Annotated in this window: 11 protein-coding genes; 3 read left to right on the forward strand and 8 right to left on the reverse strand. The window is 66.1% G+C overall.

The genetic code is table 11. The annotated features are described in order from the left end of the window. Positions 1 to 10 precede the first annotated feature (10 nt). Positions 11 to 322, forward strand: a complete 312-nt coding sequence (locus ACOQOP_RS20945) for an Atu4866 domain-containing protein (RefSeq protein WP_420563758.1) — start codon at positions 11 to 13, stop codon at positions 320 to 322. 237 nt (positions 323 to 559) lie between these two features. Continuing rightward, on the forward strand, positions 560 to 2,590 hold the full coding sequence (locus ACOQOP_RS20950) for a YgiQ family radical SAM protein (protein WP_420566554.1): 2,031 nt from the start codon (positions 560 to 562) through the stop codon (positions 2,588 to 2,590). Here the strand turns inward: ACOQOP_RS20950 and ACOQOP_RS20955 are convergent. Together ACOQOP_RS20955 and ACOQOP_RS20960 are read right to left on the reverse strand one after the other, a co-directional pair. After that, a complete protein-coding gene (locus ACOQOP_RS20955; RefSeq protein ID WP_420563759.1) occupies positions 2,578 to 3,246 on the reverse strand; it encodes a 5-formyltetrahydrofolate cyclo-ligase in 669 nt (222 codons plus the stop codon). The genes ACOQOP_RS20950 and ACOQOP_RS20955 overlap by 13 nt on opposite strands. A 34-nt stretch (positions 3,247 to 3,280) precedes the next feature. Beyond that, positions 3,281 to 7,327 carry a chemotaxis protein CheB gene (locus ACOQOP_RS20960; RefSeq protein ID WP_420563760.1) on the reverse strand — a complete coding sequence of 1,349 codons (4,047 nt, stop codon included), beginning with the start codon at positions 7,325 to 7,327 and terminating at the stop codon, positions 3,281 to 3,283. A 184-nt stretch (positions 7,328 to 7,511) separates the two neighbouring features. On the opposite strand from ACOQOP_RS20960, the gene ACOQOP_RS20965 reads away from it, so the two are divergent. Next, entirely contained in the window at positions 7,512 to 8,264 is a 753-nt protein-coding gene (locus ACOQOP_RS20965) for a response regulator (protein ID WP_420563761.1), read from the forward strand. A 32-nt stretch (positions 8,265 to 8,296) separates the two neighbouring features. Here ACOQOP_RS20965 and ACOQOP_RS20970 read toward each other — a convergent pair whose 3' ends face one another. The 6 genes from ACOQOP_RS20970 to ACOQOP_RS20995 form a co-directional block, all read right to left on the reverse strand. Beyond that, entirely contained in the window at positions 8,297 to 8,521 is a 225-nt protein-coding gene (locus tag ACOQOP_RS20970) for a hypothetical protein (protein ID WP_420563762.1), read from the reverse strand. 262 nt (positions 8,522 to 8,783) lie between these two features. Then, positions 8,784 to 10,364, reverse strand: a complete 1,581-nt coding sequence (locus ACOQOP_RS20975; RefSeq protein ID WP_420563763.1) for a TRAP transporter large permease — start codon at positions 10,362 to 10,364, stop codon at positions 8,784 to 8,786. 12 nt (positions 10,365 to 10,376) lie between these two features. Further along, positions 10,377 to 10,943 carry a TRAP transporter small permease subunit gene (locus tag ACOQOP_RS20980; protein ID WP_420563764.1) on the reverse strand — a complete coding sequence of 189 codons (567 nt, stop codon included), beginning with the start codon at positions 10,941 to 10,943 and terminating at the stop codon, positions 10,377 to 10,379. Positions 10,944 to 11,068: 125 nt separating this feature from the next. Beyond that, the gene (locus ACOQOP_RS20985; protein WP_420563765.1) at positions 11,069 to 12,088 is read right to left on the reverse strand and encodes a TRAP transporter substrate-binding protein; all 1,020 of its coding nucleotides are present in this window, start codon (positions 12,086 to 12,088) and stop codon (positions 11,069 to 11,071) included. 349 nt (positions 12,089 to 12,437) lie between these two features. Further along, positions 12,438 to 13,463, reverse strand: coding sequence for a TRAP transporter substrate-binding protein (locus ACOQOP_RS20990; RefSeq protein ID WP_420563766.1), 1,026 nt, complete (start codon positions 13,461 to 13,463; stop codon positions 12,438 to 12,440). Between the two features lie 390 nt (positions 13,464 to 13,853). After that, positions 13,854 to 16,127, reverse strand: a complete 2,274-nt coding sequence (locus ACOQOP_RS20995) for an adenosylcobalamin-dependent ribonucleoside-diphosphate reductase (RefSeq protein WP_420563767.1) — start codon at positions 16,125 to 16,127, stop codon at positions 13,854 to 13,856. Positions 16,128 to 16,300 lie beyond the last annotated feature (173 nt).

The following is a 16,300-nucleotide window of genomic DNA, read 5'->3' on the forward strand; positions in this document are numbered from 1 at the left end:
GGAGACCGACATGCAGAAGACCCTGACCACGCTCATGGCTGCCGCCATGCTCGCAATACCCGTGGACGCCGGCGGGACCGAGGTGAAGCCGGACCACCCCTATGTCGGGATGTGGGTCACCAAGGACGGACGGATCCGCCACGAGCTGCTGCCGAACGGCCGCTACGTGGAGGCCCGCGGGTCGCGGGAACGGGCCTATGAAGGCCGCTACGAGGTGACCGGCGACCACATCGAATATTGGGACGATACCGGCTTCACGGCCGACGGCGATTTCGTCGACGGCGTCCTGTACCACGCGGGCATGGTGCTCTATCGCCGATAGCCCTGCTTAAGTACCGGCCGCGCCCTTGGCGGGGCGCGGCCGGGCAACATGGTCGCGACTCGGCCGGGGATTTGCTAAAATGGGCTCATGCGGGTACAACCCGCGCCAATTCCATCATACGAGGCCTGTGCCGTGAACGCCGTTGTCCCGCCCGCGCGGCCCCGCCAGGGCGCGCGGGAGATCTTCAAGTACAAGAAGTACTGGGCCCACCGGTTCGGCGTGGCCCCCTTCCTGCCCATGAGCCGGGCGGAGATGGATCTGCTCGGCTGGGACAGCTGCGACGTCATCCTGGTCACCGGCGACGCCTATGTCGACCACCCGAGCTTCGGCATGGCGGTGATCGGCCGCACCCTGGAGGCGCACGGCTTCCGCGTCGGCATCATCGCCCAGCCGGACTGGACCAGTGCCGAGGCGTTCAAGGAGCTGGGCAAGCCGAACCTCTATTTCGGGGTGACGGCCGGCAACATGGACAGCCTCGTCAACAACTACACCGCCGACAAGCGCATCCGCACCGACGACAACTACACGCCGGACGCGGCTCCCGGTAAGCGGCCGGACCGCGCCGTGCTGGTCTACTCCCAGCGCTGCCGCGAGGCGTTCCCCGATGCCCCCATCGTGCTCGGCGGCATCGAGGCGTCCCTGCGCCGGATCGCCCATTACGACCATTGGAGCGAGAAGGTCCGCCGCTCGGTCCTGGTCGACAGCAAGGCCGACGTGCTGCTCTACGGCAATGCCGAGCGGGCCGTCATCGACGTCACCCACCGCATCGCCCAGGGCGACAACCCGCGCGACCTGTTCGACATCCGCGGTCTGGCGCTGATCCGCAACGACGCCGCACCGGACTACCGCGAGATCGACATGACCTCGATCGACGACGCGCCGGAGCGTGCCGTCCGCGGCGACGAAGAGCAAGTGATCCGCCTGCCGTCCTACGAGACCGTGCGCGACGACAAGGAGGTCTATGCCCAGGCCTCGCGCATCCTGCATCTGGAGAGCAATCCGGGGAACGCGCGTCCGCTGGTGCAGCGCCACGGCGACCGCGACGTCTGGGTGACGCCGCCGCCGATCCCGCTGACTACCAAGGAGATGGACTGGGTCTTCGACCATCCCTACGCACGGGCGCCGCATCCGTTCTACGGCGATGCGCGCATTCCCGCCTGGGAGATGATCCGCTTCTCGGTGAACATCATGCGCGGCTGCTTCGGCGGCTGCACCTTCTGCTCGATCACCGAGCATGAGGGCCGGATCATCCAGTCGCGCAGCCAGGAGTCGATCATCCGCGAGATCGAGGACATGCGCGACAAGGTGCCGGGCTTCACCGGCCAGGTCTCCGACCTCGGCGGGCCGACCGCGAACATGTACCGCATGGCCTGCAAGGACCCGGAGATAGAGAAGTCCTGCCGCCGGCTGTCCTGCGTCTATCCGACGATCTGCAAGAACCTGAACACCGACCACAAGCCGCTGATCGACCTGTACCGGGCGGCGCGCGGCACCGACGGGGTGAAGAAGGTCTCGATCGGCTCCGGCCTGCGCTACGACCTGGCGGTGACCAGCCCGGAATATGTGGAGGAGCTGGTCACCCACCATGTGGGCGGCTACCTGAAGATCGCGCCGGAACACACCGAGGAAGGCCCGCTCTCCAAGATGATGAAGCCGGGCATCGGCTCCTACGACCGGTTCAAGGAGATGTTCGACGCGGCGGCGGCCAAGGCCGGCAAGAAGTACTTCCTCATCCCGTACTTCATCGCCGCCCACCCCGGCTGCACCGACGAGGACATGATGAACCTCGCTCTGTGGCTGAAGAAGAACGGCTACCGGGCCGACCAGGTCCAGACCTTCACGCCGACGCCCATGGCGATGGCGACGGCCATGTACTATTCCGGCCGCAACCCGCTGAAGCCGGTGCGCCGGACCGGGACCGACCGGGTCGAGACGGCCAAGGGTCTGCGCCAGCGCCGGCTGCACAAGGCGTTCCTGCGCTACCATGACGCCGAGAACTGGCCGCTGCTGCGCGAGGCGCTGACGGCGATGGGCCGCGAGGACCTGATCGGCAACGGCAAGCACCACCTTGTCCCGCGCTGGCAGCCCGCCGGCACCGGCAAGGCGGGCGGCGAGGGCCGGCGGCGTGCGGGGGCGAAGGGCGGCCCGGCCGGCTGGAAGATGCCGCACCGCCCGGCCGAGGCCGGCCGCGACGGCAACCGCCTGGCGGGACGTACCGGAGGGAAGCGCAAGCCGACCGCCCAGCGGCGGGGCCGTCACGCCGGCTGACGGCGGCGGCAGCTCCCGTCATCCAGGACGACGACGTCCATCGGGACATCCCAGGGCATCGGAAAGATCGTCGGCAGGGCACCCTCGGCATACCCGATGCCGACGACCTGCGGCCGCGGGTCGATCCGCACCAGGGTGCGGTCGTAGTATCCGCCGCCATTGCCGAGCCGGTAGCCATCCGCATCGACGCCCAGGAGCGGGGCGATGACGACCTCCGGCCGGCCGGCTTCGGTGCCGTCTGGGACGGGGATGTTCCAGAGACCGCGGGTCATGGGGCAGCCAGGCTCCCAGCGGCGGAAGACCAGCGGCCGGTCCCGGGTCTCGACCACCGGCAGCAGGACGGTGGCGCCGCCCTCGTGGATCTCGCGCATCCAGGGCCGCAGGTCGGGCTCGCCGCGGATCGGCCAGTATACCGCGACGCTGCGCCCGGCCAGCGCTCCCAGGGTACGACGCAACCCGTCGGCGATGGCCTGGCCACGCGCCTGCCGGTCGCCGGCGCCGATCGTCTGGCGCAGGGCGTAGAGACGCGCGCGTTCGACCTTCCGGAACCGGGCGACGTCCCGGGCGGTCTCGCAGTCGACCACGTGGCCGTCGACCAGCCTGTGGCCGAAGCAGGGATCCTCACCTCCGGGCGTCGCGTCCTGGTCGTCGGCCATCTGCGCCATCCTCCGGCTGTTCGAGGCGACGGCTCTACTCCACCGTATGTTCGATCGCCTCCAGGGGCAGGTCGAAGTGGCAGACCAGCCCACTCTCGCGGAAATCCACGGTCACCGTGGCGTCGAGCTCGTACTGCACCAGGTCGCGAATGACCCGCATGCCGAAGCCGAACTCCGTCGGCGTGCTGACCGGCGGGCCACCGCTCTCGACCCAGTGGATGATGATCCGGTCGTCCTTGGTTTCGGTGCGGGCCGTGATCATTCCGCTCTCGGTCGACAGCGCACCATATTTGAGGCCGTTGGTGACCAGTTCGTGGATCGCCATGCCGAGGGTCTGGGCGGCCTGGGGGTTGAGGCGGATGTCCTTGCCCTCGAACCGGATGCGCTCGGCCATGGTGCCGGAATAGGGGGCGCATTCCTCGATGATCCGGGTGCGCAGGCTGGCGCCGTCGAACTGGGCATGGCTGAGCATCGAGTGGGTGCGGGCGAGCGAGAGCAGCCGCTGACGCAGGTTCGCCTTGAAGCTGGCGACATGCTCCTCCTTGTCCGCCAGGTTCACGATCGAGCCCATCACCGTCAGCATGTTCTGGACCCGGTGGTCGAGTTCGGCCAGTAGGGTGGCGAGCCGGGCGGCGCTCTGCTTCAGGTCGGTGATCTCGTAGCTGAGCCCGATGAGGCGGGGACCCTCGGCCCGCTCGGTGAACATCTTGCCCTTGCTGACCAGCCATCGCTCGTGGCCCTGGCTGTCGATGATGCGGAACTCGACGTCGAACACATCGCCCCGCTCCACCGCCTCGGTCTGCTCCCGCAGCACGTATTCGCGGTCGTCGGGGTGAATGAAGGAATGGAATTTCTCCACGCTGGGCGGGATGGCGCCCGGCTCCAGGCCCATCATGGTATAGAGCCGGTCATCCCACTGGGCGAGGTCGATCCGCGGATCCCAGTTCCAGGTGGCGATGCGGCCGGCATCCAGCGCCAGGCGCAGCCGTTCTGAATTCTCCAGGAGCTGTTGCTTGAAGTTGGCGTTGGTGATCACCCCGTGCAGGACGTTGGCCACGGCCTGGACGAAGGCGACGTCGTCGTCGGAGAACTGCTTCACGTCGGTGGAATGGACGCCGAGCACGCCCCAGGGCGTGTCCTCCGAGCCGATCACCACGCTGACCCCCGATTTGACGCCGCTGCGGGTCAGCAATTCGGGACCCTGGAAGCGGCTCTCGTTCGGCAGATCGGTCACGACCACGGGCTGGCGGCTGATGAGGGTATAGCCGCCCTGGCTGTCGCTGCCGTCCGGCACAGCGGAGACACCCACCTCCACATCCCGGAAGCCGCGCTGCGCCATCATTAGGAGGTCGCCCTGTTCCGGGCGATGGCGCAGGACCTTGGCCATGGCGCAGTTGAGGCCCTCCACCAGGCAGCGGCAGGCGGCGTCGAACAGGAAGGACAGCGGTGCGTCGGACAGGCCGATGCGGCCGATATTGGCGACCGCGCGCTGCTGGCGCTCACGCCGGCCGCGCAACTCGGTCTCGTGGTACAGGTCGCTGACGTCGTTATAGGTGATCAGCACGCCCTCGATCCGGCTGTCCGAGGTCCGGTAGGGCAGCACCTGGCGATGGAACCAGCGGCCGTCGGCGCTGGAGACATGGGCCGAGAGCGTCGCCAGGCTTGAGATGCACTTGTCGACATCCTCGAACAGCCTGGCGTCGTTCACCCGCACCGCGAGGTCGGAGATCGGCCGGCCGATATCGGAGTCCAGGATGCGCAGCAGGTCGGCCGCGGCCGGTGTGAAGCGGCGGATCATCAGCCCCTTGTCGAGGAACAGGACAGCGAGCTGCGTGCTGTTGATCAGGTTCGAGATGTCGTTGTTGGCCCGCTCCAGCTCGACGATCTTGCTCTCGAGCTGATTGTTCACCGTGGAGAGCTCTTCGTTGAGCGACTGGAGTTCCTCGCGCGAGGTCTCCAGCTCCTCGTTGGAGGACTGGAGTTCCTCGTTCATCGACATCACCTCCTCGTTGGAGGCGCGGAGTTCTTCGTTGGAGGCTTCGAGCTGCTCGACCGTCGAGGTCAGTTCGTCTCTGGTCGCCTGCAGGTCGAACTCGAGCCGCTGCACCGCGCTCTGTTCGTCGGGCGCGATCTCGTCCATCGGCTCGGCCGGTCGCGGCTCGCCGATATCCTGCAGATACAGCAGCACCGCCCACTGATCGCCCTCCAGCCGCACCGGCTCGGCCGTGATCCGGACCGCAACCTCCTTGCCGCTGCGCCGGACCCGCTGGGCGGTCGCGGTCTGCACCTCGCAGGTATCGAAGGCGTTCCGCAGGACCGCGCGCATGCGGGTGCGCAGCCCGTCGAGCGCCATCAGCGTCACGTCGCGGGTGGGTTCGCCCGGCGGGAAGTCGAGATAGTCGCGCACCGGCCCATGGAAGTAGATCGCGTCGTTGCGCTGGTTCACCAGGATGCTGGCCGGAACGAACCGCGTCATCATCGCGTTCTTGGCCATGTCGATGGAGGTGTGTCGGTAGCTTTGCATGCGTGCGGGTGCCCGAGTTTCGGAACTTCGGACGCCACCATGAACGTCCGTCGTGGTGTGGGGAAGCGTGACTCGCTCACTCTGCTTTTCGCCGATGCACCGGTAGATCCGCCACTCCTTCGACAGGGTCGCGTAGTGCGGGCTCTGCTTACCGACCGTCTCGGAACTGCCCAGGAACAGGTAGCGATCGGATTTCAGGGCGAAATGGAACATCCGCAGAATGCGAGCCTGGGCCTGAGGGTCGAGGTAGATCATCACGTTGCGGCACAGGATCAGGTCGAGCTTGGAGAAGGGGGGATCGCTGAGCAGGTCCTGGCGGGCAAACAGAATCCGGTCCCGCAGCGGCTTGCCGAGGACGTAGCGGCCATTCTCCTCGAAGAAGTAGCGCGTCAGGCGGTCGGGGTGGACGTCCTCGGCGATGCTCGCCGGAAAGCTCGCGTCTCTGGCGGTATCGACCGCGCGCTGATCGATATCGGTGGCGAAGATCTGGAACCGGGGCTCCTGGCCGGCGCGGTCGAAGGCGTCGGCCAGCATGATGGCGGCGGAGACCGCCTCCTCGCCGGTGGAGCAGCCGGCCACCCAGACGCGGATGGGATCGTCGCCGCGATGCTCCCGAATGAGGGGGCCGATCACCAGCCTGGACAACAGGTTCCAGGCTTCGGGATCGCGGAAGAACCGGGTGACGCCGATCAGCAGGTCGCCGGCCAGGCTTTCCAGTTCCGTCCGGTCGCTGCGCAGCCGTTCCAGATAGGCCTGCATGGTCTGGACCTGCGCCAGTCCCATGCGCCGACGGATGCGCCGGTTCAGGGTGGCCGGGCGGTAGCTGCTGAAGTCGTGCTCGGTCTGGCTGTGCAGCAGGCGGAGAAGCGCCTGGAAGGCGGCCGGCTCCTCGTCGCTGACCTGGTCGGCGCTCTCCGGTGCTGCGATGAACGGGTGGCCGGCATAGCGTGCCAGAAGGTCCGGCATGTCGACGATCGGCACGACGAAATCGGCCACGCCGGCCTTGATCGCGCTTTGCGGCATGCCGTCATACTCGGCGGTCTGCGGATCCTGAACCAGGGTGAGGCCGCCCGTCGCCTTGATCTCGCGCAGGCCGGCCGTCCCGTCGGAGGCGGTGCCGGTCAGCACGATGCCGACCGCGCGCTGCTGGTGTGTCTCGGCGAGCGAGCGGAAACAGTAGTCGATGGGCATGCGCACGCCGCGCTGGGTGACCGATCGCTCCAGAACCAGGGTGTGGCCGACGACCCGCAGATACTGGCTGGAGGGGATCACATAGACGGTGTTCGGGGCGATCGCCGTGTCGTTGGTTGCCGTGTGGACCGGCATCATGCTGTGGCGTTCCAGCAGCTCCGCCATCAGGCTTTCGTGGTTCGGATCGAGATGCTGGATCAGCAGGAAGGCCATCCCACTGTCCGGCGGCATCGCTTCCAGAAACTGCCGGAATGCGTGCAGGCCACCGGCGGAGGCCCCGATGGCCACCACCGGAAACGGGTGCTGTCCGCCCGACCCGTCCTCGCCGGTCTCCCGGTCTGCGATGTCCTCCGGATCGGCGGGCATGTCATCGACCTCGCTGCTGGACCTTCGGGCGCGACCGCGGCGCGGCGACGGGCGGATCGTGGCGATCTGTGGGAGTTGTAGCAAGCCGTGCTTGAACAGCACAGTGCTGCAAATCAGAATAGGAACCGCCGTCCCCTTCGCGCGTTGAGTACCGACGGAGAACCTTTTTCAGGAATCTCTTCCGATGTCTAACGAACAGGCTGAACTAAGACATCACGCCCGGGTCATGCTGTGGGACCGGGATGTCGGAGACGAGCTCTTCCGGCTGGCGAGCGATCGCGCCTTCCAGGGCGGCGCCGTCCCGGACAGCCAGCGCATGGACGCGTTCAAGCAGTTCTACCAGGCGTGGCGCGAGGGCGTGTCGACGCGCGGGGCGCCGCTGTTCACCGATGCGGCCCTGTTCAGCGCCCTTCCGGGACCGGACAACGTGCCGCGTCAGGTGCTGATGCTGGCGGATTTCGCCGGGTTCCCGCTCGACCAGGCCGCCGAGATCATGGGCATAGACCGGGCGGCGGCGGAGAAGGCGCTGGCCGTCGGCCGCAGCCTGAACCGGCTCGATCCGGCCATGGGCTGCAAGGCGCTGATCATCGAGGACGAGTTTCTGATCGCCGAGGAACTGAGCGCGCTGGCCAAGCGCGCCGGGATCGCGGAGGTCTATCTGGCCCGCACCGTCGATCAGGCGATCCAACTGGCCCAGGACCACCTGCCCGACATCATCTTCGCCGACTTCCGGCTGAAGGATGGCGAGACAGGGGTCGAGGCGATCGAGCCGCTGCGCGAGTTGACCGGCGCGCCGGTCGGCTTCGTGACCGCCTATCCTCACTCGGTGCTGAAGCACTCGGTCATCCCGCCGGACTTTCTGATCCAGAAGCCGTTCCGCCCGGAAGCGGTGACGGCCATCATCGGCCACTGGCTGGTGGAAAAGGAAATGGACTGACCGCGAAGGCTGTGGCGCCGGTGTGCCGGCGCTCAGTTCGTGAAGTTGTCCCCGAGGTCGAGATCGCTGGCATGGGTCAGGCCGATCCGCAGCAATTCGCGGATCGCGGCCGCCATCGAGGGAACACGATTCTCGAATTGCCAGTCCTTCAACTGGTCGATTTCGGAGTCCGTGAGCATCACCTGCTGCCGGACGAGACGCTTTTCTCGATGATTCTGGTTCACGTGTCCGTCCGACCTCTTGGCGTCGACGACCATCCGCTCGCCCGACGCTGCCGCTTCAGCAAGTCAGGGAAGGAAGCCAGGCTCCGTTCCCATGGGGACGATTTTGATCGGCGGAAGCCGAATGGTCAATTGTCTCGCGAGGCAGATGCCAGCAAACCTATCGGAATGATTGCATATACGTAAAATATCGGATTTCCGAACGATTGAAGAGACTTGCCGAATGGCCGGCTGATCGCTCTCAACACCGATCGGCGGCCGCCGCCCGACCGGGCAGGCGGCGGCCGGGTGGTCCGGCTTATAGGAAGACCGTGGTGATCTCCGGCACCAGCAGGATCAGCGCCAGGATCAGGAGCTGGATGCAGATGAACGGCAGGAAGCCCCGGAAGATGTCGGTCAGCGAGATATGCGCCGGCGCCACGGATTTCAGATAGAAGGCCGCGGGTCCGAAGGGTGGCGACAGGAAACTGACCTGCATGTTCACGCAGAACAGGATGCCGAACCACACTTTCACCAGGGTGACGCTGTCGAGACCGCCGGTCAGGCCGAGCTCCTCCATGGGCATCTTCAGGACGATCGGCAGGAACACCGGCATGACCAGTAGCACGATGCCGGTCCAGTCCATGAAGGCACCGAGGAACAGGAAGATGACCATCATGACCAGCAGCACGCCCATGGTCGGAAGGTCGTAGCCGAGAATCAGGTTGGCGACGTAGGTCGGTCCGCCGGCGATGGTGTAGGCGCCGGCCAGCGCGGTCGCGCCGAAGGTCACCCAGATGATGGTGCCCGTCGACTTGAACGTCCGCATGGAGGCTTCCTGCAGGAGCTGGAAGGAGAATTCGCCGCGCAGGATGATCAGGACCAGCACGGCGATCGAGCCCATGCCGGCCGCTTCGGTGATGCCGGTGATGCCGCCATAGATCGAGCCGAGCACGACCACGACGATCAGCAGCGGGGCGACGAGACCCTTGCCCTTCTCCCAGGCATCGGCGGCCCGTTCGCGACCGACGACCAGGAGCAGATAGCCGAGGCAGGCGGCCGCGATTGCCGCGGCGGTGCCGAGTGACTGGGCGTCGATCAGCGTCGTCTCGTCGTCGATCGAGCCGAGGGCGTAGAGCACGGCCCCGCGCAACACCACCAGCGCAGCGGCGCCGCCGACCATCATCGCCAGCAGGCTCAGACCCATCGTGAGCTTCTCCGTGCCGGTCATGTCGTCCGGCGACGGCTCGGGCAGGGGGGCCTGCTCTGGATGCATGCGGGTACGGATCAGGATGTAGATGATGTAGCAGCCGGCCAGGATGAAGCCCGGCAGGAAGGCGGCCTGGAACAGCGCGTGGATCGAGGTCTCGGTGATCAGCCCGTAGAAGATCAGCACGATGGACGGCGGGATCATGGTGCCGAGCGAACCCGACGCGCAAATCGTGCCGACCGCCAGGTTCTGGTCATAGCCCAGGCGCAACATCTGGGGCAGGGCGATCAGGCCGAGCAGCACAACCTCGCCGCCGATGATCCCGGACATCGCCGCCATGACGATGGCCATCACCGCGGTGACCACGGCGATGCCGCCGCGGGTACGCGACAGCCAGAGGTTCAGGGTCGAGTACATGTCGCGGGCGATGCCGGAGCGTTCCAGCAGGGTTGCCATGAAGATGAACAGCGGGACCGAGACCAGCACGTAATTGGTGGTGATACCGTAGAGCCGCTGGGCCAGGATGTTCAGCGGGCCGGTGCCGAAGGTGCCGAACAGCAGGTCCGGTCCGAACTTCAGCACCATGACCACAACGGCGAGGAAGCCGGAGGCGAAGCCGAGCGGCATGCCGATCGCCAGCAGGGCGAGCATGCCGAACAGCAGGATCAGCGAAATTGTCCCGATATCCATGACGGCGCTTCCTCAGTCGGTCCGGGTGGTCTTCGGATCGGTGCCGATGTTCGGCATGTCCAGATCGTCGGACGGATCGTGGGATTGGGGTTCCTTGTTCCAGTCGTAGATCAGGTTGGAGATCGACTGCAGCGCCAGGAACACCAGCGTGATCAGGATCAGCGGCTTGATGGTGGCCGGGATCGGCGGGTCGAAGGCGGTGCCGAAGGTCTCCCAGCGCAGGAACTTGGCCTTGGCCTCTCCGTAGCCGCCCCAGACGACGGCGAAGGCGAAGATGACGACGCAGAGCACCGACAGGGTGTCGAAGAGCTGGCGCATCCATTTCGGCGCCATGTCGTAGAGGATGAAGATGCGGATATGGCTGCGCTGCTGCAGCGCGTAGAGCCCGGCGGTCAGGTAGATGCCGCCGCCGACCCACAGGGACATCTCGTTGACCCAGAGCGTCGGGGCCAGGAAGACGTACCGCACGACCACTTCGTAGAAGATGATCGCGACGATGAAGGCAGGCGCCCACATCGCGATCCGGCTGAACCCCCACGTGAGCCAGTCCAGCGGACCGGTGCGCTCATGCTCGACCATTCCCGACTCCCTATGAACAGTATGCCGCATGCGCCGCGGCGGCTTCCGGTCGTTCTGCCGGAAGGGTGCCGGCGGGCGGCGCGATCGAGGCGTCGCCCGCCGGCTGTTGGGTCAGATACCCCGGGTCAGTTCTGCACGAGGCCGAGCTGACGCAGGTAGGCCATGTGGCTCTCGACCAGAGCCTTGGCCTCCGGCGTGGTCGCGAAGTCGACCCACGCGGCCTGGGCGGCGTTGCGGAACTTCTGCAGATCCTCGTCCGACCAGGCGTACAGCGTCACGCCCTTGGTCTTCAGGTCGGCGGCGGCCTCGGCGTTCTTCTTCTCGAAGGTCAGCGCGGTGCGCAGGGCCAGGGACTCCATCGCCACCGACATGATGCGGCGGTGATGCTCCGGCATGGCATCCCACTTCGCCTTGTTGCAGGCGAGGTGGTCGGACGGCATGGAATGGAAGCCCGGATAGTTGGCGTGCTTCACCAGATCGTACAGGCCGAGCGACTGGTTGTTCGCCAGACCCGAGGCGTCGGCGCCGTCGATGATGCCGGACTCAAGCGCGGTGAAGACCTCGGTGAAGTCCATCACGATCGGGCTGGCGCCCATGTTCTCGAAGATCTTGGTTTCCATGCCCGGCGGGGAGCGGAACTTCCAGTCCTTGAAGTCGTCGGCGTTGCGGATCGGCTTGGAAGAGGACAGGGACTCCTGGCCGTAGACCCACCAGCCGATGAGCTGCATGTCGAACTGGTTGTACAGCTCTTGGGCCGCCTCCATGCCGCCGCCGTAATACAGCCAGGAGAGCTGCTGATACGGGGTGGAGTAGCCGCCCATGATGTCGCCGACGAACTGGAAGGCCGGGTTCTTGCCGGTCTGATAGGCGCCGCTGGTCATCTCGCAGTCGAGAATACCCGTGGCCGCCGCGTCGAACGCCTCCACCGATTTCACGACCGAGGACGAGTAGAACATCTCGATCTGGATCTCGCCGTTCGACATCGTCTGCACGTTGTCGATGTACTGGGCGGCGAGCTTGCCGGAGACGGTCTCCGGCGCGTAGTGGGTCTGGATCCGCAGGCTGGTGCTCTGGGCCATCGCCGCGGTGCTGAGCCCGGCGGCGAGCAACGCAGCCGAAACCGCAGGCGCAAGTTTCGCGATCATTCTCATCAAGTCCTCCCATTGGTGCCGGTGTTCCGGCTTTTCGGTCTCGCCCGTCCGGCCAGACCCGATTTTTTCGGCGAGGATACCTGCAATGGTTTTCACCGGGGCAGAATAGCGCCTCGACCGATATCCCTCCGACTGTGTCGGGCGCTGAAAGACAGGTCAAGGCATAGGGTTTTGTATGACTGATTTGCGCTGTTTCTGACCGTCGTCGTCAGCCTGCGGACCGTGAAGCCGAGCCCGGTCGGGCCTTGCTGGACTGGCAAGGGTCGGGAGGCGGACCGGCCGCCCCAGGGGGCGGCCGGTGCAGTCTGTCAGGGGGCGCGCCTGCCCCCGCGACCCGTCAGGATCAATTCTGAACCAGGCCGAGCTGACGCAGATAGGTCATGTGGCTCTCGACCAGAGCCTTGGCCTCCGGCGTGGTCGCGAAGTCGACCCAGGCGGACTGGGCGGCGTTGCGGAACTTCTGCAGCTCCTCATCCGACCAGGCGTGCAGGGTCACACCCTTGGTCTTCAGGTCGGCCGCGGCCTCGGCGTTCTTCTTCTCGAAGGTCAGCGCGGTGCGCAGGGCCAGAGCCTCCATCGCCACCGACATGATGCGGCGGTGATGCTCCGGCATCGCGTCCCACTTCGCCTTGTTGCAGGCGAGGTGGTCGGACGGCATGGAGTGGAAGCCCGGATAGTTGGCGTGCTTCACCAGGTCGTACAGGCCGAGCGACTGGTTGTTGGCCAGGCCCGAGGCGTCGGCACCGTCGATGATGCCGGACTCAAGCGCGGTGAAGATCTCGGTGAAGTCCATCACGATCGGCTTGGCACCGAGATTCTCGAAGATCTTCGTCTCCATGCCCGGGGGCGAACGGAACTTGAAGTCCTTCAGGTCGGCGGCGTTGCGGATCGGCTTGGACGAGGCCAGGGACTCCTGGCCGTAGACCCACCAGCCCACGAGCTGCATGTCGAACTTGTTGTACAGCTCCTGGGCCGCTTCCAGGCCGCCGCCGTAATACAGCCAGGAGAGCTGCTGATAGGGGGTGGAATAGCCGCCCATGATGTCGCCGACGAACTGGAAGGCCGGGTTCTTGCCGGTCTGATACGCGCCGCCCGTCATGTCGCAGTCGAGAATGCCGGTCGCCGCCGCGTCGAAGGTCTCGACGGACTTCACGACCGAGGACGAGTAGAACATCTCGATTTGGATCTCGCCGTTCGACATCGTCTGCACGTTGTCGACATATTCGGCGGCGAGCTTGCCGGACACGGTCTCCGGCGCGTAGTGGGTCTGGATCCGCAGGCTGGTGCTCTGGGCCATCGCCGCGGTGCTGAGCCCGGCGGCCAGCAGCGCCGCCGCCACGGCGGGTCCGAGTTTCCGAATCTTGGTCATCGCGTCCTCCCTATGGGCTGCCGGAGTTCCGGCTTCTTGATCCCGCCATGTCAGGCAGGATGTATTTCATCGGCGAGCTTACCTGCATTGGTTTTCAAACGGTGCAGAATAACGCCTCACCCGACATGGGTCCGACTTTGTCGGGACCATCCCGGAAGGTCAAGTGATTGGGTGGTTGTATGATTAATTGACCCGATGCGCCGCCGTGCAGTCAGCGCTAATGGCCAAGATCCGGGCCGCAACAGGAGCGGACGGCGCGTGGCGTGCGTAACAGCCGATGGGGTGATCCAACAGATCACACCTGGTGTCGATTAGTCGTATTTCAGGCCTGAGGAAAGCGCCTGTTCCGCCCGCGGCGCGCGGCCGCGGACGGAGATCAGGGACGGCGCCTCAGCCGCACTTTGAATAACCGCAGGCGGTGCACAGGTCGCAGCCCTCCTGCTTCACCAGCGCGACGGAGCCGCAGCTCGGGCACTGTGCCGGGGCACCACCGATATTGATCACCTGCTTCACTACCTGAGGCGCCGCACTTTCCGAGTCCGGGGCCTTCAGAAAGCCGATGGCCAGCATGTGCTCCTCGATCACATCGCCGATCGCGGCCAGCAGGGAGGGGACGTAGCGGCCCTTCACCCACTGTCCGCCGCGCGGATCGAACACCGCTTTCAGCTCGTCGACCACGAAGCTGACGTCGCCGCCGCGCCGGAACACCGCGCTGATCATGCGGGTCAGGGCGACGGTCCAGGCGAAATGCTCCATGTTCTTGGAGTTGATGAAGACCTCGAACGGGCGACGGCGGCCGTCCTGCTCGATGTCGTTCACGGTGATGTAGATCGCGTGGTCGCTGTCGGCCCATTTGATCTTGTAGGTGGCCCCCGGCAGCGTCGTCGGCCGGTCCAGCGGCTGCATCAGATGGACGACCTCCGGCGACCCCTCCATGGCGGCGGGGGCCGGCTGCTCCGGCTCCTCGCGCTTGGTGGCGAGCACCGAGCCGGTGATCTGGTTCGGCCGGTAGGTGGTGCAGCCCTTGCAGCCGGTGCGGTAGGCCTCGCGATAAACGTCCTTGAACGTCTCGAAGGCGATGTCCTCCGGCACGTTGATGGTCTTGGAGATCGAGCTGTCGACGTATTTCTGCACGGCCGCCTGCATCACCACATGGTCGTGCGGGGTCAGGCTCTGGGCATCGACGAAGGCGTCGGTCAGCTCCGCCGTCTCGCCCTTCAGGCGCCGGTACAGGCGGTAGGCGAAGTCGCTCACCTCCTCCACCTTCTTGGAGCCGTCCGGCATCAGGACGGTGCGGTCGTAGGTGAAGCTGAACACCGGTTCCAGCCCGCTGGACACGTTGTCGGCCAGCAGGGAGATGGTGCCGGTCGGCGCGATGGAGGTGACCAGGGCGTTGCGGATGCCGTGCTTGGCGATCCCGGCCTTCAGGTCGTCGTCCAGTTCCGAGATGCTCTCGCCGGCCAGATAGGCGTCGCGGTCGAACAGCGGAAAGGCGCCCTTCTCCGCGGCGAGGTCGATGGAGGCCTGGTAGGCGTGGCGGCGCACCGCGTCCATCCACTGCTCCACCGCCGCGACCGCCTCCGGTGAGCCGTAGCGCAGGCCGCACATGATCAGCGCGTCGGCCAACCCGGTGACGCCCAGGCCGATCCGCCGCTTGGCCAGCGCTTCGGCGCGCTGCTGCTCCAGCGGGAACAGGGAGACGTCGACCACGTTGTCCATCATCCGCACGGCGAGCGGCACCGCCTCGGCCAGCGCGTCTTCGTCCAGGCGGGCATCAGGCTCGAACGGGTGGCGCACGAAGGTCGCCAGGTTCATCGAGCCGAGCAGGCAGGCGCCATAGGGCGGCAGCGGCTGCTCGCCGCAGGGGTTGGTGGCGGCGATGGTCTCACAATAGTGCAGGTTGTTGCGCTGGTTGATCCGGTCGATGAAGATCACGCCCGGCTCGGCCACGTCATAGGTCGCGGTCATGATCCGGTCCCACAGGTCGCGGGCGCGGATCGTGCGGTAGACGGTGCCGTCGAATTTCAGATCCCAGTCGCCGTCGGTCTCCACGGCCTGCATGAAGGCGTCGGTGACCAGGACCGAGAGGTTGAACATGCGCAGCCGCACGGGGTCGCGCTTCACCTCGACGAAGGCCTCAATGTCCGGATGGTCGGAGCGCAGGGTCGCCATCATGGCACCCCGGCGGGAGCCGGCGCTCATGATGGTGCGGCACATGGCGTCCCAGACATCCATGAAGGACAGCGGGCCCGAGGCGTCGGCGCCCACCCCCTTCACCGGCGCGCCTTTCGGCCGGATCGTGGAGAAGTCGTAGCCGATGCCGCCGCCCTGCTGCATGGTCAGGGCCGCTTCCTTCAGCGCGTCGAAGATGCCGGCCATGCTGTCGGGGACGGTGCCCATGACGAAGCAGTTGAACAGGGTGACCTGGCGCCCGGTGCCCGCACCGGCGACGATCCGGCCGGCGGGCAGGAAGCGGAAGCCCTCCAGCACCTCGCGGAACTTCGCCGACCACTGGGCACGCTCGCGCGGCTTCTCGGCCTGCGCCAGGGCGTTCGCGACCCGTGTCCAGGTGTCCTCCATCGTCGCATCGATGGCGGATCCGCCCTGTTTCAGGCGGTACTTCATGTCCCAGATCTGCGTACTGATCGGCGCGAGATCGTTCATCGAATCCTACATGTAGTGGTTCTGACGCAAGCTCATCAGTCTATCTCGATAGTGTCCGGCAGACAAGAATTCCGGCAGGCGTACCGGCCCGGCCGCTCTGCGTTATGGCGTTCTTAACAATTGGGGCGTAGCACGTTCTGTTAAACAAGAATCTGAGGGGGGAGGCCGACAGT

The sequence above is a fragment of the Thalassobaculum sp. genome (assembly GCF_965223715.1).
Taxonomy (GTDB): domain Bacteria; phylum Pseudomonadota; class Alphaproteobacteria; order Thalassobaculales; family Thalassobaculaceae; genus Thalassobaculum.

Excerpts from the sequence above, each read along its gene's own strand:
- ACOQOP_RS20945 (WP_420563758.1), top strand. The coding sequence starts at position 11 with ATGCAGAAGACCCTGACCACGCTCATGGCTGCCGCCATGCTCGCAATA.
- ACOQOP_RS20950 (WP_420566554.1), top strand. The coding sequence starts at position 560 with ATGAGCCGGGCGGAGATGGATCTGCTCGGCTGGGACAGCTGCGACGTC.
- ACOQOP_RS20955 (WP_420563759.1), bottom strand. The coding sequence starts at position 3,246 with ATGGCCGACGACCAGGACGCGACGCCCGGAGGTGAGGATCCCTGCTTC.
- ACOQOP_RS20960 (WP_420563760.1), bottom strand. The coding sequence starts at position 7,327 with ATGCCCGCCGATCCGGAGGACATCGCAGACCGGGAGACCGGCGAGGAC.
- ACOQOP_RS20965 (WP_420563761.1), top strand. The coding sequence starts at position 7,512 with ATGTCTAACGAACAGGCTGAACTAAGACATCACGCCCGGGTCATGCTG.
- ACOQOP_RS20970 (WP_420563762.1), bottom strand. The coding sequence starts at position 8,521 with ATGGTCGTCGACGCCAAGAGGTCGGACGGACACGTGAACCAGAATCAT.
- ACOQOP_RS20975 (WP_420563763.1), bottom strand. The coding sequence starts at position 10,364 with ATGGATATCGGGACAATTTCGCTGATCCTGCTGTTCGGCATGCTCGCC.
- ACOQOP_RS20980 (WP_420563764.1), bottom strand. The coding sequence starts at position 10,943 with ATGGTCGAGCATGAGCGCACCGGTCCGCTGGACTGGCTCACGTGGGGG.
- ACOQOP_RS20985 (WP_420563765.1), bottom strand. The coding sequence starts at position 12,088 with ATGATCGCGAAACTTGCGCCTGCGGTTTCGGCTGCGTTGCTCGCCGCC.
- ACOQOP_RS20990 (WP_420563766.1), bottom strand. The coding sequence starts at position 13,463 with ATGACCAAGATTCGGAAACTCGGACCCGCCGTGGCGGCGGCGCTGCTG.
- ACOQOP_RS20995 (WP_420563767.1), bottom strand. The coding sequence starts at position 16,127 with ATGAACGATCTCGCGCCGATCAGTACGCAGATCTGGGACATGAAGTAC.